This window comes from Arthrobacter sp. UKPF54-2, from assembly GCF_007858535.1.
In the GTDB taxonomy this organism is placed as follows: domain Bacteria; phylum Actinomycetota; class Actinomycetes; order Actinomycetales; family Micrococcaceae; genus Arthrobacter.
Genome location: NZ_CP040174.1, coordinates 2202706 through 2227860 on the forward strand (window position 1 = coordinate 2202706; position 25155 = coordinate 2227860).

Here is a 25155-nt window from a genome sequence, read left to right on the forward strand (position 1 = left end):
GACGGCCGCCTCACGGCGGCCCGGGTGCGAACTCTGCGGATGTTTGGTGGTGGTCTGGCGAAGCGGAACGGTCAGTGCGTCAGCAGTTTGGACAGGAAGTCCTTGGCGCGGCTGCTCTTCGGGTTGGTGAAGAACTCCTCGGGCGTCGCGTCCTCGACGATCTGGCCGTCGGCCATAAAGACCACGCGGTCCGCGGCCTTGCGGGCGAAGCCCATTTCGTGGGTCACCACGATCATGGTCATGCCCTCCTTGGCCAGCTGGATCATGACGTCGAGGACCTCGTTGATCATTTCCGGATCCAGCGCGGAGGTGGGCTCGTCGAACAGCATCACCTTCGGCTTCATGGCCAGGGCACGGGCGATCGCCACGCGCTGCTGCTGCCCGCCGGAGAGCTGTGCCGGCAGCTTCGGCGCCTGGTGCCCGACGCCGACGCGCTCCAGCAGTGCCATGGCATCCTTGTCAGCCTCGGCCTTGGGCACACCCTTGACCTTGATCGGTCCGAGGGTGACATTTTCCAGGATCGTTTTGTGCGCGAAGAGGTTGAAGGACTGGAACACCATGCCGACGTCGGCGCGCAGCTTGGCCAGTTCCTTGCCTTCGGCGGGCAGCTCGTTGCCATCGATGGTGATGACGCCGTCGTCGATGGTTTCCAGACGGTTGATGGCGCGGCAGAGCGTTGACTTGCCGGAACCCGAGGGCCCGATGACAACAACAACCTCGCCCTTGCGGACGTTCAGGTTGATGTCCTTGAGGACGTGCAACTGGCCGTAATGCTTGTTGACGGCATTCAGGGAGACGAGGGCATCGCCGGGCACTTGAGTAGTCATAAGAAGAATCTAGCGAACATTAGCCGGATATGACCGCAATCACTCCTAGTTGGTGCACATCGTGACCCAAGAGATACCCGCAGGTCAGGGTCCCGCCACACCCTCCGGCGGGCAAGGACGCGCCGGACCGCCGGGCCCGGCGATCCGCGCTAGCCTATGGGCATGAGTACCGAGCCGCAGCCCACCCCAGACCAGACGCCAGGGAACGCCGGTTCCGGCCGCCGGGAGGTCCCGCCGGCCAACGGCATCCGGCACAAGGGGCCCCTGGAGCTGCGCCGCAAGGCGGCGAAGGTCACAATGTCGGACCAGACGCTGCTGGACACGAAAGGCCCGGGCCAGTTCGTCCACACCGACCCGTGGCGGGTGCTGAGGATCCAGAGCGAATTCGTGGAAGGTTTCGGCGCCCTCGCCGACCTGGGGCTGGCGGTCAGCGTCTTCGGTTCCGCCCGGACCGTGCCAGGCAGCCTGAACTACGAACTGGCCGTCGACGTCGGCCGGAAGCTGGCCGACGCCGGCCTGGCCGTTATCACCGGCGGCGGTCCCGGGTCCATGGAAGCGGCCAACAAGGGCGCCGTCCAGGGCAATGGGGTCTCCGTGGGGCTCGGGATCGAGCTGCCTTTCGAGCAGGGCATGAACCAGTGGGTGGACCTGGGTATCAACTTCCGCTACTTTTTCGCCCGCAAGACCATGTTCGTGAAGTACGCGCAGGGGTTCATTGTGCTGCCCGGGGGCCTCGGCACCCTGGACGAGCTCTTCGAGGCCATGGTCCTCGTGCAGACCCGGAAGGTGACGTCCTTCCCGATCGTGCTGATCGGCACCGCCTTCTGGAGCCCGATGCTGGAGTGGCTGCAGACCACCCTGGTGGCCGAGGGCATGATGGCGGAGGAGGACCTCGACCTCGTGCAGGTGGTCGACGACCCGGCGCTCGCGGTGGAACTCATCGTCGAGGGCGCCGCCCGGCACCGCAACCCGAACGGGAACAACCCCGGCACGGGGACCAACGGAATGGGGAACGGCGGAATGGCAAACGGCGGCGCGGGGAACGGCAACAGCCCGGGGGCCTGAACCGCGGGCCTGAACAGCCTGCGAGGCCGCGTCTGGCACGATGGAGCTGTGAGTTTCTTCCTGGTCTTCGTGGCGGTCGTGCTGGCCGCCGTCGCCATCCTCGTCGGCACCGACCTGGCGCCGCGGGTCTTCCGGCGCCGGGCCAGCGAGCAGCCCTTCGAGGACGGCTTCGACGAACCCGTGGCCTCGCTGCCGGCCGTGCTGCTGCCCGCCGACGCGGAACCCGCCGACGTCGACCGGATCCGGTTCGCCGTCGGGGTGCGCGGCTACCGGATGGACCAGGTGGACCAGGTCCTCGACGAGCTGCGGGACCAGATTGCCCGGAAGGACCGCGAAATTGCCGGCCTCCGCAGGGAGCTGGAACGCAGGGCGCCGGAACGCGCGGAACCGGAACGCGCCGGGCAGGAACGGCAGCCGGACCGTCCGCAGCAGGATCAGGCCCCGTGAACGCAACCGCGCAGGCCGGGCTGAACACCGCCGTGTGGAGCAGGATCGCGGCCGCCGGCGCGCGCACCGCTGGCTGGCCCTGGTGGCTGCAGATCGGCGCGCTCTACCTCGCCGCCCGCCTGGTCAGCGCCTGCATCTTTATGGCGGCCGCCCTGCAGCAAGGCGTGAACCCGTGGTTCCCGCCGAAGCCGGACTACTGGAACTTCATCAACATCTGGGACGCGCGCTGGTACGGGGAAGCGCTGCGCAACGGCTATCCGGCCGTGCTGCCCACCGATGCGGCCGGCAACGTGCAGGAAAACGCCTGGGCGTTCTACCCGCTGTTCCCGCTGCTCGGCAGGACACTCGCCGGGGTGACCGGGATGGCCCCGGCCGCCGCGCTGGGCCTGATCGCCATGCTCGCCGGGCTGGCGGCGGCCCTGGTCATCTACCGGCTGTTCCGGCTCAGGGCCACGCACCGCACGGCGCTGTGGGGCTCGGTGTTCGTGGCCACCTTCCCCGTGGCGCCGGTCCTGCAGGTGCCGTACGCCGAGTCACTGAACCTCCTGCTGCTGGCCGCGGCGCTGCTGCTGGTGGTGCGCCGGCGCTACCTGTGGGCCATGCCGGTGGCGGTGCTGATGTGCCTCTCGCGTCCCACGGGCGTGCCCTTCGCCGCCATGGCCGGCCTGCTGTTCCTGTACCGGGTGTACCCGCACCTTGAGGCACGTCTTCCCCGCCTGCCGCGGACCGCAGGGGAAGTCGGAAGTGGCGTTGGCGCCGGAGCAGTCCAGGGCACCCGCAGGCACAGCGCCGGCGAGCTGTGGTCGCTGGCCGGGCTCACCGCGGTCAGCGGCCTGGGCGCGCTGCTGTGGCCCGCCATCGCCTGGGCCGCCACCGGGGACCCGCAGGCCTACACCAAAACCGAGACCGTGTGGCGGGGCCACGACCTGGTGCCGTTCAAGCCCTGGTTCGACACCGGCGTCCAGCTCTTCGGCCCCGTCCTGGGACTGCTGGCACCGTTCGTATTTGTGGCCGCCTTCGCGCTGCTGATGATGTCCCGTCCCGTGGCGGCGCTGGGAGCGGAACTGCGGCTGTGGTGCGTTTGCTACATGGGCTACCTGCTGGTCTTCCTGCACCCGCAGACCAGCACCTTCCGGATGCTGCTCCCGCTGTTCCCGCTGGCCCTGGCCGCCGCCGGGGTGTCCCGCTCCCGCGCCTACCGCGGGACCGTGGTCATCATGTTCCTGCTGCTGCAAATGGTGTGGATCGTATGGCTGTGGGCGTGGGCCCAGCTGCCGGGCGGCGGCGACTATCCGCCGTGACGCCGGACACCTTTATGGACCGGAGCGGCGGCTTTACCCGGCGGCCGGGAATGTCCATCGATTAGCTACAAGCGCGTAATTACGGGATAATGGCCCTAAGCAAGGAAAACTGAGTGTTGAGCTACGGCGGCCGCCACCACGGCCGCCAGGCGGCTTGTTTGACCAAGCGGACGCAGCCCGGCCGGGCTGGCAAGTCACGGGACTACTAAGGGGGATATTCCTCATGGCGGCTATGAAACCACGCACCGGCGACGGCCCTATGGAAGTGACCAAAGAGGGCCGCAGCCTGATCATGCGTGTTCCGCTCGAAGGCGGGGGGCGGCTTGTGGTCGAACTCAACGCTGCCGAAGCGACCAACCTCAAGGAATGCCTGGTCGGCGTTACCGAATAGCTTCGACGTTGCAGGACGAAGGGGCCCGCTGCCGGTTGGCAGCGGGCCCCTTCTGCGTTTGCACCGCAGGGGTGGAGGGCTACTTCTTGACCGCGACCAGCAGGCCGTCGCCGGTGGGCAGCATGGCCGAGGCGAGCCGGTCGTCGTCGCGGATGGACTTACCAATCTGGCGCAGCACCACGGTGGTAGCCTCCCGGGAGGCGGGGTTGGAGACCCGGTCCTTGTCCAGCGCGTCGTTGACGATCAGCAGGCCGCCGGACTTGAGCAGCCGGATGGCCTGCTCCACGTAGCCGGGGTAGTTGGGTTTGTCCGCGTCAATGAACACCAGGTCATAGGCGCCGTCGGTCAGGCGCGGCAGCACGTCCCCGGCCCGGCCGGAGATGGTGCGGGTCCGGTTCGCCGGGCTGCCGGCCTCCTGGAAGGACTCCCGCGCGGCACGAAGGTGTTCGACGTCGACGTCGATGGTGGTCAGGACGGCCTGCGGGCCAAGGCCGCGCAGGATGCACACGCCGGAGACACCCGCGCCGGTGCCGATTTCCACTGCGGTCTGCGCCTTGGAAGCGGCCGCGAGCACCGTCAGGACGGCCCCCACCCCGGGTCCGATCGGCGTGACGCCGAGTTCGAAAGACCGTTCGCGCGCGTGCAACAGAACCTCGTCCTCGGCAGGCAGATCTTCTGCGTAGGACCAGCTCGTGGACTTATCGGCGCTCATGGGTATCGCTTTCCGGGCAGGAGGGGAGTGTTTTATACAGCGTACTGTGTCCGTCCCCGCGTCCTTGTCAGGCGTTCCGCCGTTGGCGGAAGAAACCTCCGGGTCAGGAAATTCCCAGTTTATTTTGAAATGATGGGTGTCCGCTCATCCGCGTGGTGACCGGCGCCGAATCAACGATGTAGGGCCTTGCAACCGCAAGTTCCATCGAGGCGTAAGCACCATCCGCGAGGGGAGTGGACAATGTCGGTTCTGGCAGGTGTCCCTGTAACTGATGAGTCCCAGCCCACGGCCGAGGCCGAATGGGTCATGCCGACGTGGGAAGAGGTGGTGACCAACCACTCCGCGAAGGTCTACCGGCTGGCCTACCGGCTCACCGGCAACAAGTACGACGCCGAGGACCTCACCCAGGAGGTCTTTGTCCGCGTCTTCCGCTCGCTGGAGAACTTCAAGCCCGGCACTCTTGACGGCTGGCTGCACCGGATCACCACCAACCTGTTCCTGGACCAGGCGCGGCGCAAGAGCCGGATCCGGTTCGATGCGCTGGCCGAGGACGCCGAGACGCGCATTCCCGGCCGCGAGCCCGGCCCGGAACAGAGCTTTGAGTTCAACAACCTCGACCTGGACGTGCAGGCCGCCCTTGAGGAACTGCCGCCGGACTTCCGCGCCGCCGTGGTGCTGTGCGACCTCGAAGGCCTGTCCTATGACGAAGTCGCCGTGGCGCTGGACGTCAAACTCGGCACCGTCCGGTCCCGGATCCACCGCGGACGTACTATGCTCCGCGAGAAGCTTGCCCACCGCGACCCGAGGCCGCAGCCGGTCGCCAAGCAGGCCCTGAAGCCGCGGCTGAAGATGCCCCGCATCGCCGGCCTCCTCTGAACCGGGCAATGGGTCTGCTGAAACACTTCCTCGGTGGCCTTGTGTGCAGGTACCTAGGCCGCACGCCGCGACGTCCCCGCCTCGGCGCGACGCCGTTCACCCGCGCCGCCCAGGAGCGGCGCCGAAAGCACCTTGCCCGCTGCGCCGCGTGCCGGGGCCGGCAGCAACGCGAACGCCAGTACCTCGAACGGCTGCGCGGCGCTGCCGTGCCCGCCGCCAGCGGGGACCTCACCGCCCGGCTGCTCGCCCGCACCGGGGAGTTGGCCGCCGGCCCCGAGGACCCTGGTCCGGCCGGGCCAGCGCCCGCTGAATCCGCCCAAGGGGACCCCAGTGCTGCCCCGGCGGCCGGGCCGCGGGTGGTCCCGCAGGGGCCCCAGGCTCGCCACCCGCGGCCCTGGCGGCTCGCGGTGCAGATCGCCGGCGGCGTTGCTGCCACCACGGCCCTGATGGGCGGGGCCTCCTACGTTGTGGGCAGCGACACCCCGCCGGCTACAGAGGGCGCCTTCGCCGCGGCTTTGCCCGCGCGCCTGCCCGGCCCGGCACTGGCCTCCGAGACGGTCTCCGGGGCCGCGTGGAAGCTCAGCGGAGGCCCCGACGTCGCGCCTGCCGGTGCGCTGAGCTCCGAACAGCTTTCCGCGCTGCGCGCCCGGGGCTGGGCCTGCCCCGAGCTCCGCGAGCTGGGCTACCACCTGCTCTGGGCCCGCGGCGGCGTCGCCGACGGCTCGGAGGTGCTGGAGCTGCGTCTCACCGACGGCCGGCACTTCGCGACCGTCCTGGAACAGCACGTCGGCCAGCCGGGCCCAGAGGCGTCCGCCACAGAGCAGGCGGCCGCTGCGGTGCCGGTCAACGTGCTTACCGGCCATCCGGCCACCGAGGACGGTTTTGTGCCGGCCCGCACGGACGGATCGGTTGTTCCCCAAGGCCCGGCAGCGGCCGCCGGCACGCTGTGGGTCAACCGCCAGGCGCCGTTCCGGGCCATCTACCGGACGCCGGCGGCGACCTTCACCTACGTCTCCGAACTGCCCGAGGAGCAGGCAGACGACGGCGTCGGCGCCCTCGTGCGGTCCCGCCCGGGCCACACCGCCCCGGCGCCGGGCGGGGACGGGGTCGCGGCCCGGCTGGAGCGCGGCCTGGAGCGGATTATGGAGCTGCTCGCGCGCTAAGTTCCCGCTGCCCGGCCGGGGGACGGCGGGCATGAGCGGAATCGTCGCGGGCACGGGTGAGAGGGTAATCTTCCTAGAGTGCTTGGAATCAACGGACCGGAGTTCATTCTTCTGCTGATCATCGGCCTTTTGGTGATCGGTCCCAGCAGATTGCCCGAATACACCCAGAAGCTCGCCAACATAGTGAAGGAAGTCCGCCGGATGGCCTCCGGTGCCCGCGAGCAGATCAAGGAAGAAGTCGGCATCGACATCGACGATGTGGACTGGAAGAAGTACGATCCACGGCAGTATGACCCGCGGCGGATCATCAAGGAAGCCCTCCTCGAGGACGACACCAAGCCGGTCAGCGCCGGCGCGCCGGCCGCCGTCGCGACCGCCGAAGAGCGGCCCCCCGCCCGCGTCATCGAGCGGCTGCCCGAGGGCGAAGCCGCTCCCTTCGACTCCGAGGCCACCTAAGCGGACGCCCCGGCGGCGCCCGCCCCCCGGTGCGCCAGGCGGGTGCGGCTCAGCGGGGCGTCAGGCCCAGCGACAGGCCGTTCAGGCCGCGCGGGCTGGACGCCAGCAGGCCGGCGATGCCGGTCAGAGCCGCCGCCGCCGGAGTCTCCGGCCGGCCCAGCACCAGCGGAACCCCTGAGTCCCCGCCCTCGCGCAACAGGATGTCGAGCGGGATCTGGCCCAGCAGCGGCACGTCCGCGCCCACCGTGGCGGAAAGCCGCTCGGCGAGCACGGCACCGCCGCCGCTGCCGAAGAGTTCCATCCTGGCGCCGTCGGGCAGTTCCAGGTAGGACATGTTCTCCACCACACCGGCCACGGACTGGCCGGTCTGCACCGCGATCGCCCCGGCCCGTTCGGCGACGTCGGCGGCCGCGGCCTGCGGGGTGGTGACCACCAGGATCTGTGCTCCCGGCAGCAGTTGCGCCACCGAAATGGCGATGTCCCCGGTCCCAGGCGGCAGGTCCAGGAACAGCGCATCGAGGTCGCCGAAGTAGACATCCGTGAGGAACTGCTCAAGCGCGCGGTGCAGCATCGGCCCGCGCCAGGCCACCGGCTGGTTGCCAGTGACGAACATACCGATCGAGATGACCTTGACCCCGTAGGCCACCGGCGGCAGGATCATGTCGTCCACCCGGGTGGGCGCCTGGCTGATGCCCATCAGCGCGGGCACGGAGAAGCCGTACACATCCGCGTCGATGATGCCCACCCGCAGCCCCTGCGCGGCCAGCGCGCAGGCAAGGTTCACGGTGACGGAGGATTTGCCCACGCCGCCCTTGCCGCTCGCGACGGCGTACACCTTGGTCAGCGAGCCCGGGGCGTTGAACGGGATGCCGCGTGTGCCGCCCGGGCCGCGCAGCTGCTCCTTGAGGGCGTCGCGCTGCTCCTGGGTCATAACCTTCAGCTCAACCTCGACGGCGCTGACCCCCGGCACGGCGGAGAGCGCCGCCTCGCAGTCTGCGGTGATGGTGCCGCGCAGCGGGCAGCCGGCGATGGTCAGCAGCACGGTGATCCGCACCCGGCCGGCGTCGGACACCTCCACCGAATCCACCATGCCAAGCTCGGTGATGGGCCGGCGCAGTTCGGGATCGATCACGGTGGCCAGCGCTGTGTGCACGGCCTGCGCCAGGCCGGATGCGTCGGCTTGTCCCTGCGGGGTGGTCATGCGGGGTGGCTCAGCTTTCGGGGGTGGAACGGGGGGCGGAGGAGCGCGGGCTGTCCGGCCTGCCCTCGGTCCGGACACGCGGGATCTGCTGGGTGCGCGGGCTGCGCTGCTTGTCGCGGCGTTCCTTGATTTTCTCCTTGACCTTGTCCCGCGGGGACTCATGCGCGCCCGCCGAGGGATCGTGGGTCCGCAGTTCCTCCTGCGCTTCGAGCATGTCCTCCAGCAGGCTGCGCAGTTCGGCCCGGACGTAGTCGCGGGTGGCGACCTCGCGCAGGGCGATGCGGAGCGAGGCGAGTTCCCGGGTCAGGTACTCGGTGTCCGAGAGGTTCCGTTCGGCACGCTGGCGGTCCTGTTCCAGCGAGACGCGGTCCCGGTCGTCCTGGCGGTTCTGGGCGAGCAGCAGCAGGGGTGCGGCGTAGGAGGCCTGCAGGGAGAGCATCAGGGTCAGCAGCGTGTAGCCGAGCGCCTGCGAGTCGAACTGCCATTCCTTCGGCGCGAAGGTGTTCCAGCCGAGCCAGAAAACACAGAACACCGTCATGTAGACCAGGAATGTCGGGGTGCCCATGAACCGGGCGAAGCCCTCCGTGGCGTGGCCGAAGGCGTCCGGGTTGGGGGAGAACTTGGGCAGGATCCGCGCCCGGCCGCTCAGTGGCGTGTCGAGGCTGCCGGTGGTCCGTGGTGCCGGGCGGACGTTGGAGTTCCGTGGTGCGCTGCTGTCAGCCAATGCGGCCTCCAAGTTTCCTTATCGGGGCGTCGTCCTCGTGGGCGCGCCAGTCGTCGGGCAACAGGTGATCAAGCACGTCATCAACAGTCACCGCCCCGACAAGGCGGCCGTCGTCGTTGACCACGGGGAGCGAGTTGAGGTTGTAGGTGGCCAGGGTGCGGGCCACCTCACTGATGTGGGCCTGGTCCGAGACCGGTTCGAGGTTCTTGTCCACCAGGTTGCCCAGCGGTTCCGGCGGCGGGTAGCGCAGCAGCTGCTGGATGTGCACGACGCCGAGGAATCGCCCGGTGGGCGTCTCCAGCGGCGGCCGGGCGATGAAGATCGAGGACGCCAAGGCGGGGGAGAGTTCCTCGCGGCGGACGTGGGCGAGGGCCTCGGCAACGGTCGCTTCCGGGGGCAGGATCACCGGGACGGGGGTCATCAGGCCGCCGGCGGTGTCCTCGTCGTATTCGAGCAGGCGACGGACATCCTCGGCGCCTTCGGGTTCCATCAGCTGCAGCAGTTCCTCGGCCTGGGCGCTGGGGAGCTCGGCGAGGAGGTCGGCGGCGTCGTCGGGGTCCATTTCCTCCAGCACGTCGGCGGCGCGCTCGACGTCGAGGGCGGAGAGGATCTCCACCTGGTCGCCCTCGGGCATTTCCTGGAGCACGTCGGCAAGGCGTTCGTCCTGGAGTTCGCTGGCCACCTCAAAGCGGCGCTTGTCGCTCATCTCCTGCAGGGCCTCGGCGAAGTCTGCGGGCTTCAGGTCCTCGTGCGTGGCGACGAACTGGGTGGCGGCTTGCGGTTCGGTGCGGGCGCCCTGCTGGGCGTCGGCCCAGTCGATGATCATGGTTTCGTTGCGGCGCAGCCGGCTCAGCGGCGAGAGGGAGTGGCCGCGGCGGACGAAGAGTTTGCTGACGAACCAGTCGCCGGAGCGGTGCCGGTCCATCGCGATGTCCTCGATGGTGGCATCGCCGCTGCCGTCCGCCAGGGTCACCCGGCGGTCGAACATTTCGGCGACCACCAGGGTTTCCGCGCCGCGCTGTTCGAAGCGGCGCAGGTTCACCAGCCCGGTGCAGATGATCTGGGTCTGGTCGATCGAGGTGATGCGGGTCATCGGGACAAAGACACGCTTTTTGCCCGGAACCTCGACGACGATGCCCACCACGTGCGGGGCGCCCCGGTTGCCGCGGGCGAGCACCACAACGTCGCGCAACCGGCCCAGACGGTCGCCCAGAGGGTCGAAGACGTCCAGTCCAAGGAGGCGCGCGACAAATACCCGCGAAAGAGTTGTGCTCACACCTACAGGCTACCGAGTCCGCTCTCTTTTAGCTGAATTTGCAGGCGCCGCCCAGCCGGATGGGTGAGAATGGGCGTATGTCAAACATTTTTGGTGGTCCAAAGGCCGGCGCCCCCGGCGGGGCGGACGAGTCACGCGCCGTCCCCAAGGGCGACACCGTCGGGTCCTACAACTCCTACCTGGACGCCCAGAAGGCGGTGGACTACCTGGCCGACCAGCAGTTTCCCGTGCAGCTGGTCTCCATCGTCGGCAATGACCTGAAGATGGTGGAGCGCGTCACCGGCCGGCTCACCTACCCCCGCGTGGCGCTCTCCGGTGCGCTGAGCGGCATGTGGTTCGGCCTCTTCGTCGGCGTGATGCTCTCCTTCTTCTCGACGTCCGACGGCTACTTCTCGATCGTTACCTCTGTGCTGATGGGTGCGGCGTTCTTTATGCTTTTTGGCATCGTCACGTATGCGATGCAGCGCGGCAAGCGCGACTTTACGTCGACCAACCAGGTGGTGGCGACCAACTATGACGTCGTGGTGGCCTTCGAAGCCGCCCACGAGGCCCGCCGGCTGCTGCACCAGCTGCCGATGACCCAGCACGACGCCTCCGCCCCGGGGTACCAGCAGTTCGACCACCAGCACCAGCCCTACCAGCAGGGCCCGCAGCAGCCCGGACAGCCGGGGCAGGGCCCGGCGCCGCAGCGTCCCGCGGGCTGGAGTGACCCGTACGGCCAGCGGGCATCCGACGCGGCCCCGCAGCAGAGGGCCGCCGGCGAGCCCGTGGCGCAGGAACCGGCCCGCCCCTCCGGCGTCAGCTACCCTGACCTGCCCGACGGCCGGCCGCAGTACGGCGTCCGCGTCACGGACGCCCAGCGGGGACCTGCCCCGCAGGGAATAACACAGCAGGGACCAGCGCAGCCGGAAAACCGGGGCGAACCCCGCGGGGACAGCGAACAGCGCTAAGGCGCACCGGCCCGACGGGCCGGACAGCAAAAAGGGAGGGTCAGCGGCCCTCCCTTTCGCGTTCCCGCCCTGGCGGCTACGGCTGCTGGGCGTCGATTTCCTGGTAGATACCGGCCATCCAGGACTCGACGTCGTCGGCCTTGCGCGGCAGCGCGGCGCTGAGGTTGACGGGGCCGTCGGCCGTCATCAGGATGTCGTCCTCGATCCGGACGCCGATGCCCCGGTATTCCGCCGGAATGCCAAGGTCCTCCTCCTTGAAGTAGAGCCCCGGTTCGATCGTGAAGACCATGCCCGGGGTCAGGACGCCGTCCAGGTACAGCTCGCGTCTGGCCTGGGCGCAGTCGTGCACGTCCAGTCCCAGGTGGTGGCTGGTGCCGTGCGGCATCCAGCGGCGGTGCTGCTGTCCCTCGGGGCTGATGGCCTCCTCCACGGACACCGGCAGCAGCCCCCAGTCGGCGAGCCGCTCGGCCAGCACAGTGGTGGCAGCGGTGTGGATGTCGCGGAACTTGGTCCCGGGCTGGGCGGCGGCGAAGCCGGCATCGGCGGCGTCGAGCACCGCCTCGTAGACCTTGCGCTGGATCTCTGAGAAGGTGCCGTTGGCCGGCAGCGTGCGGGTGATGTCCGCGGTGTAGAGCGAGTCCGCCTCCACGCCGGCGTCCAGCAGCAGCAGCTCGCCGGCATTGACCTTGCCAGTGTTCCGGGTCCAGTGCAGCACGGTGGCGTTGTTGCCGGCGGCGGCGATGGTGTCGTAACCGAGTTCGTTGCCCTCTTCGCGGGCCCGGGCGAAGAACGCGCCCTCGACCACACGTTCACCACGGTGGTGGGTGAGGGCCCGCGGCAGCGCCTTGACCACCTCGGTGAAGCCCTGCACCGTGGCGGCCACGGCGGTCTTCATCTGCTCGACTTCCCACTCGTCCTTGATCAGGCGCAGCTCGGAGAGCGCCTCGCTGAGCTTCTCGTCGAGCGCGTCCAGGACGCCCAGGTCCAGGTTCTCCGGGTCCTTGGCGGTGTTGTAGCGCGCGGTGTCCACGAGCGCGTCGATGTTCTCATCCACCTTGCGCACCAGCCGGATGGAGATGCCGCCGATTTCCGGGGCACCGACGTTCTTGGTGATCGCGAGTTCGAGTTCGGCCAGGTCGGCGGTCTCAAGGCCCAGCCGGGCCTTGAACTCGGCGAGGGTGGGCCGGGCGCCGATCCAGAACTCGCCCGAGCGGGAGTCGGCGTAGAACTGCTCGGTGTCGCGGCCGGCCAGCGGGCGGAAGTACAGCGTCGCATGGTGGTGGCCGCCGTCGTCGCCCGTGCCTTCATCGGCGGGTTCCAGGACGAGCACGGCGTCGGGCTCATGGTCCAGGCCCAGGCCGGTCAGGTGCGCGAACCCCGAGTGCGGGCGGAAGCGGTAGTCGCAGTCGTTGGAGCGGACTTTCAGCGGCCCGGCGGGAATGACCAGGCGTTCACCTTTGAACAGCTCGGAGATGGCCCGGCGGCGGGCGGCGGCGTGGCCTGCGACGGCGTCCAGTTCGGGCAACTCCGCCCGGGACGGTGCCCAGTTGCTGGCCATAAACGCCTTGAAGGCGTCGGAGCTGGGCCGCTGCGAGCGGTTGTTGACGCGCTCGTCGAGGGGCTGGGAAACGGAGACTTGGGTGTTATCGGCATCGTTCACCGTCCCATAGTCTCACCAGCGGCGCGGCTTAGGCCAACAAGCCGTCCCGGTGAATCTACTAGGCTGGGGAGGTGAGGATTGACCTGCATGCCCACTCGAATGTTTCCGACGGCACCCAAGCGCCCGCGGAGGTGATCGCGTCCGCTGCGGGAGCCGGTCTCGACGTCGTCGCCCTGACCGACCACGACTCCACCGACGGCTGGGCCGAAGCCGCCGCCGCCGCCCGGGAGCTCGCCGTGGCCCTGGTCCCCGGCATGGAGATCTCCTGCCGGACCCGCGAAGGCATCAGCGTCCACCTGCTCAGCTACCTGCACGACCCGGCCCACCCCGGACTGGTCGAGGAAATCACCAAATCCAAGGACGCCCGCTTCACCCGGGCCGAACGGATGGTCAGCCTGCTCGCCGAGGACTACCCGCTGAGCTGGGACGACGTGATCCACCACGTCGCCCCCGGCGCCACCCTGGGCCGGCCGCACATCGCCGACGCCCTGGTGGCCGCGGGCGTGGTCGAGGACCGCAGCGAGGCCTTCGAATCGATCCTGACCTCGCGCTCCCGCTACTGGGTGCAGCACTACGCGCCGGACCCGGCGTACGCCGTCGAACTGGTCCGCGACGCCGGCGGCGTGCCCGTGTTCGCGCACCCCGTCGCGTCTTCCCGCGGACGGATCGTGGGGGACCGCACCTACCGGGAAATGATCGACGCCGGCCTGGCCGGGCTGGAAATCGACCACCGGGACAACCCGGAGGAGGGCCGGATCTTCCTGCGCCGCCTCGCCGAACGGCACGGGCTGCTGGTCACCGGGTCCTCCGACTACCACGGGGCCGGGAAGCCGAACCTGCTGGGCGAGAACCTCACCGCGCCCGAGGTGCTGGCCCGGATCGAGGAGCTGGGCACCGGAACGTCCGTGGTGCGTTGATGGAGTGGATTGACCTTCAGCTCCTGGCCTCCGTGATCGTGACGCTGTTCGTAATCATGGACCCGCCCGGGACGGTGCCGATCTTTATGTCCCTGACGGCGCAGATGGATGCCCGGGACCGGAACATGTCGGCGCTGCAGGCCCTGCTTGTGGCCACCGGCGTGATCGTGACGTTCGCGATCTTCGGGCAGTCCATCCTGAACTACATGCACATTTCGCTCGCCGCGCTCCAGGGTGCCGGCGGCCTGCTGCTGGTGCTGATCGCGCTGCAGCTGCTGACCGGCTCCACCAGCGGCGAGGAGAACGCGGCCAAGTATAAGAACGTGGCGTTTGTGCCGCTCGGGACGCCGCTGATGGCCGGTCCCGGCGCGATCGTAGCGGTGATGGTCTTCGTCCAGCGCTCCAGCGGCATGGCGCAGTACCTTGCCGTCGGGCTCGGGATCGCCGTGACGCTCGCGTCCCTCTACCTGGCCATGCGCTTCGCCGGCGTGGTGCAGCGCGCCCTGGGGGAGAACGGCGTCGAACTGGTCACCCGGATCGCCGGCCTGCTGCTTTCGGCGATCGCGGTGCAGATGATCGCCGACGCGGTGCACGCGTTCGTCAAGAGCTGGACCTGACGAACGTGGCGTGCGGGCCGAGCCGGGCCGCCATCACGTCGACGGCGGCATGGTTCTGGTCCACGCAGACAAACTTCCGCCCGAGCTTCGCCGCGACGGCGCCGAGCGTGCCGGAACCGGCGAAGAAGTCCAGGCACCAGTCCCCGGGACGGCTGGACGCGGCGACCACCCGGCGGATCAGGCCCTCGGGCTTCTGCGTCGGGTAGCCGGTCTTCTCCTTGCCGGTGGGCGAGACGATGGTGTGCCACCACACGTCGGTGGGCAGCTTGCCGAGCTCCCGCTTGGCCGGGGTGACCAGCCCGGGCGCCATGTAGGGCTCACGGTCCACCTCGGCGCTGTCGAAGTGGTACTTCGTCGGGTTCTTCACATACACGAGGATGTTGTCGTGTTTGGTGGGCCAGCGGAACTTGGCGCGGGCGCCGTAGTCGTAGGCCCAGATAATCTCGTTGAGGAAACACTCGCGGCCGAAGATCGCATCCAGCATGACCTTGGCGTAGTGCACCTCGCGGTAGTCCAGGTGCAGGTACAGGGTGCCGTCGTCCGCGAGCAGCCGCCAGGCTTCCACGAGCCGGGGCTCCAAAAAGGACCAATAGTCGCTGAACGCGTCGTCGTACTTGTGCAGCGCGCCCTTGATGGTGTCGTAGGAGCGGCCCTTGAAGCCGACGCGGTCGCCCTCGCCCCCGGTGTTGAGCACCATTTTTGTTTCCTGGCGCTTCTGGACCCGGCCGGTGTTGAAGGGCGGATCCACGTAAATGAGTGTGAAGGCGCCGTCCGGCAGCGTCGGGAGGTATTCCGCGTTGTCCGCGTGTACCACCAGGTTGCTGCCGTCCGGCGCCCAGACGGTGTCAGCCATAAAGGGGATTAGGCCTCGGCGCTGCGTGCCGGGGCGCCGCCCTGGGCCTCACCGCTGACCACTTCACCGTTGCGGCGGCGGGTGCGGGTCCGCCGGCGTGCCCGGGTGGCCCGGTCGACCTCGGTCGGGGCGCTGGCCGTTGCGGCGGCCGGAGCCGTTGCCTCGGCGGGGCCGGTGGAGGTTTCCGCCTCGGGGGAACGACGACGGCGTCCGCCGTCGCGGCCGCCCTCGCGGGAGCCTTCACGGGAGCCCGAGCGGCCGCCTTCGCGGGAGCCCGAGCGGCCGCCGTCCCGGGAGCCGGAGCGTCCGGCGTCGCGCCCGCTGGAGCGGGTGTTCTTCTTGCCGGTCTCGCCGAGGTCCTCGAGGACTTCGGCGTCGACGCCGGCGAGGACCCGCTTGTCGCGGGGCAGACGGCCCTTGGTGCCCTCGGGGATGTCCAGTTCCTCGTACAGGTGCGGCGAGGAGGAGTAGGTTTCCACCGGCTCGGGCACGCTCAGGCCGAGGGCCTTGTTGATCAGGCCCCAGCGCGGCATGTCGTCCCAGTCGACGAAGGTCACGGCGGTGCCCTTGTTGCCGGCGCGGCCGGTGCGGCCCACGCGGTGCAGGTAGATCTTTTCGTCTTCGACGCACTGGTAGTTGATCACGTGCGTGACGTCGTCGACGTCGATGCCGCGGGCGGCGACGTCGGTGGCGACAAGGACATCGACCTTGTTGTTGCGGAAGGCCCGCAGCGCCTGCTCGCGGGCGCCCTGGCCGAGGTCGCCGTGGATGGCGGCGGCGGCGAAGCCGCGGTCCACGAGTTCCTCGGCGACCTTGGCGGCGGTGCGCTTGGTCTTGGTGAAGATGATGGTGCGGCCGCGGCCGCGGGCCTGAAGGATGCGCGAGACGACCTCGATCTTGTCCATGCTGTGGGCACGGTAGATGAGCTGGCGGATGTCGCGCTTGGTCAGGCCCTCGTCGTCGGGGTCCGCGGCCCGGATGTGGGTGGGCTGGCTCATGTAGCGGCGCGCCATCGCGATGACCGGGCCGGGCATGGTCGCGGAGAACAGCAGCGTCTGGCGGACCGCGGGGGTGCCGGCGATCAGGGTCTCGACGTCGGGCAGGAAGCCGAGGTCCAGCATCTCGTCGGCCTCGTCCAGGATGACCATCTTGACGTTTTTCAGCACCAGGTGCTTCTGCTTGTACAGGTCGATCAGGCGCCCGGGGGTGCCGACGACGACCTCGACGCCCTGCTGCAGCGCCTCGACCTGCGGCTCGTAGGCGCGGCCGCCGTAGATGGTGGTGATCCGGGCGTTGCGCTTGCGGGCTGCGGTCTGCAGGTCGCTGGCGACCTGCACGGCCAGCTCGCGTGTGGGCACGATGACGAGGGCCTGCGGCGCGCCGGGGGCGGGCAGCTTGTCGAAGCCGGCGTCGTCGCGGCCGATGACCCGCTGCAGGGCCGGAATGCCGAAGCCGAGGGTTTTGCCGGTACCGGTCTTGGCCTGGCCGATGATGTCGTGGCCGGACAGGGCGACGGGCAGCGTCATGGCCTGGATCGGGAACGGGTGGGTGATGCCGGCGTCGGCGAGGGACTCCACAATGTCGGCGCGGACGTTGTAGTCGGCAAACGACTTTTCCGCGATTTCGTGCGGCTTTTCGTCCGAGATGATGGTCTCTTCCGGCTCGATCGATTCCGTGCCGGATTCGTCGGTCAGAAGCTGGTGCGTGTGCAATTCACTCACAGGGGAGTTTCCTTATTCATTTGGGCTGCGCTGCTTGCTCAACGGGGCCGGCGCGGGGCCGTTCCGGAGCACGCTCAGACGCGCAGGCAAGTCCAGTGGAAGCCGATCGCGGGCTATCTGATGCTGGCACTGGGACCAGCGGGTGTGTCTCAAGATCGCGTAGGGGCGGGCTTGTTGAATTCGAAAAACATGGAAATCAACGACCGGGCATCCATTACTACCCCTCCAGTCTAGCCGTTCGCCGTTGCGAACCCCGACCGGGGACCGCGGTGCGGCGCGCCCGTGTGCCCCGCAGCGGCGCTTAGCCGGGACCGAACCGTGCCGGAACCGGGACCGGAAATCAGCCGACGAGCTCCAGCCGGACTTCCCGGGTGGCGATGTCCGAGGACACCACGCGCACCCGGACCTGGGTGCCGGACTCTAGCTCGCCGGGGCAGCGGGCGGTCACCGCGGGCTCGGCGATCTGCACGATCCCGGACGGGCCGTTCCCGTTCCCGTTTCCCTTGCCATTCCCGTTGCCGCCGGCGCCGTTCTTGGCCGGCTTCGAGCCGGAGATGACGACGGCGTCGAACTCCTGCCCGATGTGGTTGATCAGCAGGGCGGCCTCCACGGTGTCCAGCGAGAGCCGCTCCAGCTTGGCGGCCAGCTGGTCCGAGGACGCCATGATGGCCGGCAGCGAGGGGAGCGCCTCGCGGGCCCAGCCCGGGACCTCGGCGCCGTTGGACAGGGCCTCGCAGATGACCAGGACGAAGCGGTCGATCAGGCGGCGCAGCGGGGCGGTGGAGTGGGCGTACGCCGCGCCGATGGCAGACTGGATCGCGTCCTCGGGGACCTCGCCGTCGAATGGGGTGTAGCCGGCGCCGCGGAAGAGCATGCCGGCCGAGTGGACAATCGCCAGCTGCCGGGGATCCGTGGGGTCCAGGGTGCGCAGGTATTCCCCGTAGCTGATCTCCCCGTCCCACGGCTTGCCCAGCGCGCCGGTCTGGCGCCGGAAATGCCGCAGCGAACGTTCGTCCGGCGCGGGCATGGTGCGCAGGATCCCCACCTTGCCCCGCAGCATCAGCTCGGCCGCGGCCATGCCGGTCATCAGCGAGATCTGGGCGTTCCAGTCCTCCACCGGCAGCGGCGGGGCCGCGACAATCCGGTAGCCGCCGTCCGGCAGCTGCTCGATTTCCTGCTCCGGCATGTTCAGGCTGGCTCCGCCGCGCAAACGTTCAAGTTCCACCCGTTTGCTGCCGACTTCCTTCAGCAGTTGCAGCAGAGGTCCCGCAGTGCCGCCGTCGAGCTCGGCCTGCACCCCGTGGTAGCTGAGCCTGGCGCGGCTGCGGACCTGCGCCCGGCGCACCAGGACCGAGGACACCTCGGCGGCGGAATCGAGCTCGAACTCCCAGACGAAGGCCGCGCAAAGCTGGCCGGCCAGCAGGCTGCCGGCCGCCTCGCTGATGACCTCCGGATGCAGCGGGATCCGGCCCTCCGGCGTGTAGAAGGTCTGGCCGCGGCGGCGGGTTTCGGCGTCGAGCGCGCTGCCGGGGGCAACGAAGGAGGGGACGTCCGCGATAGCGTAGAAGACCTTGTACCCGTCGCCGGCGCGGTCAATGAAGAGGGCCTGGTCCAGGTCCGTCGAGGAGGCCGGATCAATGGTCACAAACTCCACGTGCGTCAGGTCCAGGGCCGGCAACTCGTGGCCCGCCACCGCGGCCTCGGCCTCGCGGAGCACCTCGTCCGGGAACGGGCCCGGCAGCTCCAGCGTGGTGCGCAGTGCGTTGAGCGCCTGGGCCAGTTGGTTCTGCTGCTGGCGCACGCTTGGGGTCAGGCGATGATGAGACACGAAAATCAGGTTAGCCCGATTTTGGCCATTAGTCTTGGAGCATGAGCACTTCCCCGGCCAGCCCCGTCCGCGACCAGCGTTTTCTCCGGGAGCTGCTGGGCGTGATGGCCTACGGGGAGCTCTCGGCCTTCGAGCGGCTGTCCTCCGACGCCCGGTACTCGCCCACGCTGCGTGACCGCGCCGTGCTGGGGAGCCTTGCCGTCACCGAGTTCCAGCACTACGAACTGGTCTGCGCGAAACTGGCGGAGCTCGGCGTCGACGCGGAGGAGGCCATGCTGCCGTTCCAGCCGTCCGTGGACCACTTCCATGAGCGCACCCGTCCCTCCGACTGGTACGAGTCGCTGATGAAGGCCTACGTGATCGACACCGTGTCCGCGGATTTCTACCGCCTGATTTCCGGCTACGTCGACGCCGGCACGGCCGCCCTGATCGAGCAGGTCCAGTCAGCCGAGGGCGCGACGGCGGTGCTGGGCGAACGGCTCAAGGCGGCGCTCGCGGATGATCCCCGGCTGGCTTCCCGGCTGGCCCTGTGGGCACGGCGCCTGCTGGGCGAGGCGCTCAGCCAGGCCCAGCGCGTCAGCGTGGACCACGCCCTCCTGGGCGGCCTGGCCGGCGTGGACGAGGCCGGGGCAGGGGAGCTGGTCCGCTCCCTGACTGCCGAGCTCGCCGCCGCCCACTCCCGCCGGATGTCCCAGCTGGGGCTCGCGGGCTAACTGGACGCGGCGTCGGCATCGGCGCCGGCGTCGAGCGCGGCGAGCAGCGCGCGTGCCGCCCCGGCGGGATCGTCGGCCTCGGTGATCGCCCGGACCACCACGACCCGGCGCGCGCCCGCCTCCACCACCTGCTCCACGTTGCCCAGGTCGATGCCGCCGATCGCAAACCACGGCACCACCCCGGCGACCCGGCCGCTGTCGCCGGCCTCGGCCCGTTCAATCGCCGCCGCGGCGTAGCGCACCAGGTCCAGCCCGACGGCGGCGCGGCCCGGCTTTGTGGGTGTGGCCCAGACCGGACCCACGCAGAAGTAGTCCAGTCCGCTCCGGCCCGGGGCCGCGGCGATGGCCGCGTCAACCTGCTCCGGGGTGTGCGTGGACATGCCGATCACGGTGCCCTTTCCCAGGAAATCCCGGGCCGCGGCGAAGGGAATGTCCTTCTGGCCAATGTGGAAGACCGGCGCCCCGGCCAGCGAGGCGAGGTCGGCGCGGTCGTTCACGGCCCAGAGCCGGCCGTGCCGCTGCGCTACGGAGTGCAGGACCTCCAGGAGTTCGAGCTCCTCGGCCGCCTCCAGCGACTTGTCCCGCAACTGGATGATGTCCACCCCGCCGGTGAAGGCGGCGTCGACGAAGTCTTCGAAGTCGCCGCGGCCCTTCCGGGCATCGGTGCACAGGTACAGGCGGGCGGTGGTGTGGACATCCTGGCTCATGCCCCAAGCCTAGTTCCTCTAAACTGGGCGGATACCGCGGGAGCCCGCGCGGGCCGTCACACGGCCGCCGGGCTGAGAGGGCGTCAGAGCCGACCGCTTGACCTGATCCGGCTAGTACCGGCGTAGGGAAGGAAACCCATGGACGCACCAGTCCCGCCATCGGCCGCCCCGGCGGACCCCTCAGCACATCGGTACGACGTCGCCGTAATCGGCGGCGGGGTGGTCGGCCACGGGATCGCCTGGGAAATTCGGCGCTCGGGCCGTTCCGTGGCCCTGATCGACGACGCCCCCGGCAGCGGGGCCAGCTGGGCGGCCGCCGGCATGCTGGCCCCCGTCAGCGAACTCCACTACCAGGAGGAAGCGCTCCTGGCGCTCATGCTGGAGGCCGCCCGGTTGTGGCCCGGCTTCGCAGCCGGCCTGGACGGCGGCACGGGGGCGGGCCAGGAAGGGGCGGGCGGCACCGGGTATCTCACGACGCCGACCCTCGCCGTCGGCGCGGACGCGGCGGACCGCCGGGCGCTCGCGGACCTGCGGGCGGTGCAGCAGGCCTGCGGCCTCGCCGTGGAGCCGCTGACCGTGCGCGAGGCGCGGGCCCGCGAGCCGCTGCTCAGCCCCGGGATCTCCTGCGCCCTCGACATACCCGCCGACCACCAGGTGGACCCGCGCCGGCTGCTCGCCAGGATCGGAGCGCTGCTGCGCGCGGACGGCCGGTTCGAGGCCGTGCCCCGCCGCGCCGCCGGGCTGCTCTGGGACGGCGGCCGCGTCGCCGGCGCCGGCCTCGAAGGCGGCGGGGAGATCCGCGCGGACGAGACCGTCGTGGCCAACGGGCTCGGGGCGGCCGAGCTGCAAGGCCTGCCCGGGGGACTGGCCCTGCCGCTGCGTCCGGTCTACGGGGACATCCTCCGGCTCCGCGTGCCGCCACGGCTCCGACCGCTGCTTCGCTCCACCGTGCGGGGACTGGTCCGGGGGGTGCCGGTGTACATCGTCCCCAGGGAGGACGGCACGGTCGTGATCGGCGCGACCCAGCGCGAGGACGCGCCCACGCAGTCCGGCGCGGTGTCCGCCGGCGGCGTCTACCAGCTGCTGCGCGACGCCCAGCAGCTGCTCCCCGCCGTCGCCGAACTCGAACTGCTTGAGGCCACGGCGCGGGCACGGCCGGGAACGCCTGACAACGCCCCGCTGCTGGGGCGCGTTGGCCGCGGCGGAACCGGGCAGGACATCGAGGGGCTGATCATCGCCACCGGGTTCTTCCGGCACGGCGTCCTGCTGACCCCTGTGGCCGCCGCGGTCTGCCGGGAGCTGCTGGACGGGCCGCCGGACCCGCGCTGGGCGGCTTTCCGCCCGGACCGCTTCTCCGCCCGACGGGATTCAGCACAGGACTTTTCACCGAAAGACAGGACAACAGCATGAACATCAGGCTCAACGGGGCACCGCACACCCTCGCCGACGGTGCCACGGTCAGCGCCCTCGTCAGCGGCGTCACCGGCCGGCCGCTGGCCGCTGACGGCCAGGCCACGGACGGCCGAAAGCTCGGCGTCGCCGTCGCCCGCAACGCCGAGGTGGTGCCGCGCAGCCGTTGGCACGCAACCGCGCTCGCCGAGGGCGACGACGTCGAACTCGTCACGGCAGTCCAGGGAGGATGAATGCCATGGGAGAAACAACACTGACCGAACCACGCGCACTGCGTGACCTGCTGACGATCGACGGGGTGGAACTGGGCTCTCGGCTGATCATGGGCACCGGCGGCGCGCCGAGCCTGGAGGGCCTCGGCGCCGCCCTGGTGGCCTCCGGAACCGAACTCACCACGGTGGCGATGCGCCGCTACTCGCCGGCCGAAACCGGTTCGCTGTTCCAGTTGCTCGCGGAGCGAAACATCCGGGTGCTGCCCAACACCGCCGGCTGCTTCACCGCCCGGGACGCCGTCCTGACGGCGGAACTGGCCCGTGAGGCACTTGAGACGGACTGGGTGAAACTCGAGGTGATCGCCGACGAGCACACGCTGCTGCCCGACGCCGTGGAACTCGTGGAGGCCACCGAACAGCTGGTGGCCCGCGGGTTCAAGGTCTTCGCCTACACCAACGATGACCCGGTGCTCGCCCTTCGGCTCGAACACCTTGGCGCGACCGCCGTGATGCCCCTCGGCGCCCCGATCGGCACCGGCCTGGGCATCCTGAACCCGCACAACATCGAACTGATCGTCTCCCGGGCATCGGTGCCGGTGGTGCTCGACGCCGGCATCGGCACCGCCTCCGACGCGGCGCTCGCGATGGAACTGGGCTGCGATGCCGTGCTCCTCGCCACCGCCGTGACCCGCGCCCAGGACCCGGTGATGATGGGGGAGGCCTTCAAACATGCAGTCATCGCCGGCCGGCTGGCCCGGAACGCCGGCCGGATCCCGCGCCGCGAGCACGCCCTCGCCTCGTCCGCCATGGAAGGCCGCGCCGAGTTCCTGTAGCGGCTCGGGTGCCGGGAAACCGGCCGGAGTACGATTCCTGAAAAGAAATGTGGCGGCAGGTGTCCTTTTGGCGGCATCGTCCTCGTCGTACTGATGTATCGACCGACTAGAAGGAGTATTTGTGGACTACATGCTTTTCATTTGCACCGATCCCACCGCGCCGGAATACGTGGCCGCCGAGGACAACATCGAGGAATGGGCCGCCGAGGTGGAAGCCAGGGGCATCGCCCGCCACGGTGACCGGCTGCGTCCCGTCGAGGACGCCACCACGGTCAAGGTGCGCGCCGGCGAGCTGGTTGTCACGGACGGTCCCTTTGCCGAAACGAAGGAATGGGTGGCGGGCTACGACATCATCGCCTGCGCCGATCTCGATGAAGCGATCGAGGTCGCATCCAAGCACCCGATGGCACGATTCGGCAAGATCGAGATTCGGCCCGTGTGGCCGTTCGGCTCCTAGCCGCCGGCGGGAGTACTGTGATGCGCATGGAGATGCGTCTGGAAGTCGTACAAGTACCGGTCGCCGACGTCGATGCGGCCAAGTCGTTCTACACGGAGAAGCTCGGCTTCGAGCTGGACCACGACGTGGAATACATCCCCGGCATGCGGGTGGTGCAGCTGACGCCGCCCGGCTCCGCCGCTTCGATCGTCGTCGGCACGGGCATGACCAGCATGGCCCCCGGGAGCCTGGAAGGGCTGCAGCTGGTGGTCCCGAACATGGCAGCCACCCGCGCGGAACTGCTGCGGCGCGGGGCGGAGATCAGCGAGGTCCAGGACATGGGCGGCATCGCCTTCGCCTATTTCAGTGACCCGGACGGCAACCGCTGGGTCCTCCAGGAATCCACCGCCCCGCGGTAAAGGAAGCCCTCCAGCACTAGGGAGCCCGCCGGGTAAGGGAAGGGGGGGGGGCCGGCTAGAGCCGCAGGATTGCGGACATCCGCGCCGTATCCTGCCGGGTGCGGGACCGGCCGAGGTAGACGACGGCGGCAATGGCCGCGGCGGTGCCCAGCAGCAGGGGCAGGATCCACGGGATCCAGGTCAGGCCCGGCAGGTAGCCGAAACCGGCCGCCATAAAGATGATCCAGCTCAGCATCCCCACGCCGAGGGCAATCCCCGCGGGCACACTGATGCCGTACTTGGCGTGCCGTTTGTCGTTGGCCCACACCACGAACCCCGCGGCCACGGCCACCATGGCGACCACAATCAGGGACAGCATTCAGGCTCCTTCATAACGTGCTTTGTGAACTGCGGGGCGGGCGGGCCGGCGGATCCCGGTGCGCGGTGCCTATAGGGCGCCGAAACCGACGCGGCGGACTTCTTCGGCGCCGATTTCGACATAGCCCAGGACGTTCGCCGGGATGATGACCTGGCGGCCCTTCTCATCGGTCAGCCGAAGTTCGGTGCCCTTGGAAATGGCCTCGCCCACGAGCTTCGCCACCGCGTCCGCGTCCTGGTTCGATTCCAGGGCAATTTCGCGGCCGATGTTCTGAATGCCGATCTTTACTTCCACAGCAAGGCCTCCCAGCCAATCAAAGTGTTCAAGTCTTCTCTACAAGTTTCCTCTACGAGTTTTCTCTACGAGGTGAACTCTATTTGTACTCTAGGACTCTTTGGGGAAGCGGGAGATTCCGCGCCAAGCTAAACGGTAGATCAAATCGCTCGCCACATCGAGGTCCAGGTTCCCGTCGGTTTCCAGCCAGTACCGGGCGCTGACCTGCGCCATTCCGGCCAGGCCCCGGCCCAGGAGCTGGGCTTCCAGGAGCGGCAGCTTGGTGTCCTCGGCGATGACCTTCGCGATTGCGTCCGCGAACGTCTTATTGAAGGTTTCCAGCCGCGCACTCACATCGACGTCGTTGACCAGGTCCGATTCGAAGACCAGCCGGTGCGCCTGGTCGTCGTTCGCGATGAAGCGGTAGTAGGCGCGCATCACGGCCTGGACGCGTTCGTCGTTGTCCGTGGTGGAATTCAGGGCCCCCAGCATAAGCTCGGTGAGGGCGGACAGATGCCTGTCCAGCAGCGCCAGATAAAGGTCGCGCTTGGACGGAAAGTGCTGGTACAGCACCGGTTTGCTCACGTGCGCCGTTTCGGCGATCTCGTCCATGGCAGCGCCGTGGTAGCCGTTGGCCACAAAGACCTCCTGCGCGGCGGCGAGCAGCTGGGCACGCCGTTCATCGCGCGGGAGCCGCGCCGAACGCTGCGTCCCGCCGCGCGTCGGGCCGGCCGGCGACTTTCCGGTATGTCCCCGCTCAACCGGTGCCTGATGAACCACTATCGGCCTACTTTCCCTCGCTGTTAGCT

29 protein-coding genes and 1 riboswitch are annotated in these 25155 nt (G+C 69.3%); of the genes, 16 read left to right on the forward strand and 13 right to left on the reverse strand.

Annotated elements, in window-relative coordinates; all coding sequences use genetic code 11:
- Positions 1–71: 71 nt before the first annotated feature.
- On the reverse strand, positions 72–827 hold the full coding sequence (locus E7Y32_RS10165) for an amino acid ABC transporter ATP-binding protein (RefSeq protein WP_146337010.1): 756 nt from the start codon (positions 825–827) through the stop codon (positions 72–74).
- A 156-nt stretch (positions 828–983) separates the two neighbouring features.
- Here E7Y32_RS10165 and E7Y32_RS10170 point away from each other — a divergent pair, with 156 nt between their 5' ends.
- The 4 genes from E7Y32_RS10170 (at position 984) to E7Y32_RS10185 (ending at position 4031) form a co-directional block, all read left to right on the forward strand.
- The gene (locus E7Y32_RS10170) at positions 984–1892 is read left to right on the forward strand and encodes a TIGR00730 family Rossman fold protein (RefSeq protein ID WP_261382402.1); all 909 of its coding nucleotides are present in this window, start codon (positions 984–986) and stop codon (positions 1890–1892) included.
- A 48-nt stretch (positions 1893–1940) separates the two neighbouring features.
- On the forward strand, positions 1941–2339 hold the full coding sequence (locus E7Y32_RS10175; RefSeq protein ID WP_146337011.1) for a DivIVA domain-containing protein: 399 nt from the start codon (positions 1941–1943) through the stop codon (positions 2337–2339).
- A 20-nt stretch (positions 2340–2359) separates the two neighbouring features.
- Complete coding sequence (locus E7Y32_RS10180) at positions 2360–3640, forward strand: hypothetical protein (protein WP_186467106.1); 1281 nt, start codon at positions 2360–2362, stop codon at positions 3638–3640.
- Positions 3641–3863: 223 nt separating this feature from the next.
- The gene (locus E7Y32_RS10185; RefSeq protein WP_079550332.1) at positions 3864–4031 is read left to right on the forward strand and encodes a DUF3117 domain-containing protein; all 168 of its coding nucleotides are present in this window, start codon (positions 3864–3866) and stop codon (positions 4029–4031) included.
- Between the two features lie 79 nt (positions 4032–4110).
- Here E7Y32_RS10185 and E7Y32_RS10190 read toward each other — a convergent pair whose 3' ends face one another.
- Complete coding sequence (locus tag E7Y32_RS10190) at positions 4111–4743, reverse strand: O-methyltransferase (protein ID WP_146337013.1); 633 nt, start codon at positions 4741–4743, stop codon at positions 4111–4113.
- A 240-nt stretch (positions 4744–4983) separates the two neighbouring features.
- Between E7Y32_RS10190 and sigE the strand changes: the two genes are divergently transcribed.
- The 3 genes from sigE to E7Y32_RS10205 all read left to right on the forward strand — a co-directional run bounded on the left by sigE (position 4984) and on the right by E7Y32_RS10205 (position 7238).
- Positions 4984–5619 carry an RNA polymerase sigma factor SigE gene (gene sigE, locus E7Y32_RS10195; RefSeq protein ID WP_146337014.1) on the forward strand — a complete coding sequence of 212 codons (636 nt, stop codon included), beginning with the start codon at positions 4984–4986 and terminating at the stop codon, positions 5617–5619.
- Positions 5620–5627: 8 nt separating this feature from the next.
- Positions 5628–6782, forward strand: coding sequence for a hypothetical protein (locus tag E7Y32_RS16420; protein ID WP_261382403.1), 1155 nt, complete (start codon positions 5628–5630; stop codon positions 6780–6782).
- 78 nt (positions 6783–6860) lie between these two features.
- Complete coding sequence (locus E7Y32_RS10205; RefSeq protein WP_146337015.1) at positions 6861–7238, forward strand: twin-arginine translocase TatA/TatE family subunit; 378 nt, start codon at positions 6861–6863, stop codon at positions 7236–7238.
- Between the two features lie 49 nt (positions 7239–7287).
- On the opposite strand, the gene E7Y32_RS10210 is transcribed toward E7Y32_RS10205, so the two are convergent.
- Genes E7Y32_RS10210 through E7Y32_RS10220 form a run of 3 tightly spaced genes read right to left on the reverse strand, consistent with a single transcriptional unit; the run spans position 7288 to position 10439 of the window.
- Entirely contained in the window at positions 7288–8439 is a 1152-nt protein-coding gene (locus tag E7Y32_RS10210; protein WP_146337016.1) for an Mrp/NBP35 family ATP-binding protein, read from the reverse strand.
- A gap of 10 nt (positions 8440–8449) precedes the next feature.
- A complete protein-coding gene (locus E7Y32_RS10215) occupies positions 8450–9175 on the reverse strand; it encodes a DUF1003 domain-containing protein (protein WP_146337017.1) in 726 nt (241 codons plus the stop codon).
- Positions 9156–10439 carry a magnesium transporter MgtE N-terminal domain-containing protein gene (locus E7Y32_RS10220; protein ID WP_146337018.1) on the reverse strand — a complete coding sequence of 428 codons (1284 nt, stop codon included), beginning with the start codon at positions 10437–10439 and terminating at the stop codon, positions 9156–9158. The genes E7Y32_RS10215 and E7Y32_RS10220 overlap by 20 nt, the downstream gene beginning before the upstream one ends.
- Before the next feature lie 77 nt (positions 10440–10516).
- Between E7Y32_RS10220 and E7Y32_RS10225 the strand changes: the two genes are divergently transcribed.
- A complete protein-coding gene (locus tag E7Y32_RS10225; protein ID WP_146337019.1) occupies positions 10517–11389 on the forward strand; it encodes a general stress protein in 873 nt (290 codons plus the stop codon).
- A 76-nt stretch (positions 11390–11465) separates the two neighbouring features.
- Here E7Y32_RS10225 and E7Y32_RS10230 read toward each other — a convergent pair whose 3' ends face one another.
- On the reverse strand, positions 11466–13049 hold the full coding sequence (locus E7Y32_RS10230; protein WP_146337020.1) for an aminopeptidase P family protein: 1584 nt from the start codon (positions 13047–13049) through the stop codon (positions 11466–11468).
- Between the two features lie 71 nt (positions 13050–13120).
- On the opposite strand from E7Y32_RS10230, the gene E7Y32_RS10235 reads away from it, so the two are divergent.
- Positions 13121–13966, forward strand: coding sequence for a PHP domain-containing protein (locus E7Y32_RS10235; protein ID WP_146337021.1), 846 nt, complete (start codon positions 13121–13123; stop codon positions 13964–13966).
- A gap of 8 nt (positions 13967–13974) precedes the next feature.
- Positions 13975–14583: a MarC family protein gene (locus E7Y32_RS10240; RefSeq protein ID WP_146338482.1), complete on the forward strand. Its 609-nt coding sequence runs from the start codon at positions 13975–13977 to the stop codon at positions 14581–14583.
- Here E7Y32_RS10240 and E7Y32_RS10245 read toward each other — a convergent pair.
- From E7Y32_RS10245 to E7Y32_RS10255, 3 genes are all read right to left on the reverse strand, one after another.
- Positions 14567–15436: a site-specific DNA-methyltransferase gene (locus E7Y32_RS10245; RefSeq protein ID WP_146337022.1), complete on the reverse strand. Its 870-nt coding sequence runs from the start codon at positions 15434–15436 to the stop codon at positions 14567–14569. The genes E7Y32_RS10240 and E7Y32_RS10245 overlap by 17 nt on opposite strands.
- 8 nt (positions 15437–15444) lie before the next feature.
- The gene (locus tag E7Y32_RS10250; protein ID WP_146337023.1) at positions 15445–17157 is read right to left on the reverse strand and encodes a DEAD/DEAH box helicase; all 1713 of its coding nucleotides are present in this window, start codon (positions 17155–17157) and stop codon (positions 15445–15447) included.
- Between the two features lie 340 nt (positions 17158–17497).
- The gene (locus E7Y32_RS10255; protein WP_146337024.1) at positions 17498–18985 is read right to left on the reverse strand and encodes an RNB domain-containing ribonuclease; all 1488 of its coding nucleotides are present in this window, start codon (positions 18983–18985) and stop codon (positions 17498–17500) included.
- 41 nt (positions 18986–19026) lie between these two features.
- Between E7Y32_RS10255 and E7Y32_RS10260 the strand changes: the two genes are divergently transcribed.
- Positions 19027–19698: a ferritin-like fold-containing protein gene (locus tag E7Y32_RS10260; protein ID WP_146337025.1), complete on the forward strand. Its 672-nt coding sequence runs from the start codon at positions 19027–19029 to the stop codon at positions 19696–19698.
- Here E7Y32_RS10260 and thiE read toward each other — a convergent pair.
- Entirely contained in the window at positions 19695–20405 is a 711-nt protein-coding gene (gene thiE, locus E7Y32_RS10265) for a thiamine phosphate synthase (RefSeq protein WP_146337026.1), read from the reverse strand. The two genes, E7Y32_RS10260 and thiE, sit on opposite strands and share 4 nt — an antisense overlap.
- A gap of 26 nt (positions 20406–20431) precedes the next feature.
- A riboswitch (TPP riboswitch) is annotated at positions 20432–20552 on the forward strand.
- Here thiE and thiO point away from each other — a divergent pair.
- The 5 genes from thiO to E7Y32_RS10290 all read left to right on the forward strand — a co-directional run bounded on the left by thiO (position 20544) and on the right by E7Y32_RS10290 (position 23715).
- Positions 20544–21815 carry a glycine oxidase ThiO gene (gene thiO / locus E7Y32_RS10270; protein ID WP_146337027.1) on the forward strand — a complete coding sequence of 424 codons (1272 nt, stop codon included), beginning with the start codon at positions 20544–20546 and terminating at the stop codon, positions 21813–21815. It overlaps the preceding riboswitch by 9 nt.
- Entirely contained in the window at positions 21812–22048 is a 237-nt protein-coding gene (gene thiS / locus E7Y32_RS10275) for a sulfur carrier protein ThiS (RefSeq protein ID WP_146337028.1), read from the forward strand. Before thiO ends, thiS begins: the two co-directional genes overlap by 4 nt.
- A gap of 5 nt (positions 22049–22053) precedes the next feature.
- A complete protein-coding gene (locus tag E7Y32_RS10280; RefSeq protein ID WP_186466972.1) occupies positions 22054–22860 on the forward strand; it encodes a thiazole synthase in 807 nt (268 codons plus the stop codon).
- A gap of 130 nt (positions 22861–22990) precedes the next feature.
- Positions 22991–23317: a YciI family protein gene (locus E7Y32_RS10285; RefSeq protein ID WP_315897997.1), complete on the forward strand. Its 327-nt coding sequence runs from the start codon at positions 22991–22993 to the stop codon at positions 23315–23317.
- A gap of 26 nt (positions 23318–23343) precedes the next feature.
- Positions 23344–23715 (forward strand): VOC family protein, encoded by a 372-nt coding sequence (locus tag E7Y32_RS10290; RefSeq protein ID WP_146337031.1) that lies wholly within the window; start codon positions 23344–23346, stop codon positions 23713–23715.
- A gap of 55 nt (positions 23716–23770) precedes the next feature.
- On the opposite strand, the gene E7Y32_RS10295 is transcribed toward E7Y32_RS10290, so the two are convergent.
- The 3 genes from E7Y32_RS10295 to E7Y32_RS10305 form a co-directional block, all read right to left on the reverse strand.
- Entirely contained in the window at positions 23771–24073 is a 303-nt protein-coding gene (locus E7Y32_RS10295; protein WP_146337032.1) for a cytochrome c-type biogenesis protein CcmH, read from the reverse strand.
- A gap of 69 nt (positions 24074–24142) precedes the next feature.
- Complete coding sequence (locus E7Y32_RS10300; RefSeq protein WP_138768754.1) at positions 24143–24367, reverse strand: DUF3107 domain-containing protein; 225 nt, start codon at positions 24365–24367, stop codon at positions 24143–24145.
- A 90-nt stretch (positions 24368–24457) separates the two neighbouring features.
- Positions 24458–25126, reverse strand: a complete 669-nt coding sequence (locus E7Y32_RS10305; protein WP_395940416.1) for a TetR/AcrR family transcriptional regulator — start codon at positions 25124–25126, stop codon at positions 24458–24460.
- Between the last annotated feature and the right edge of the window lie 29 nt (positions 25127–25155).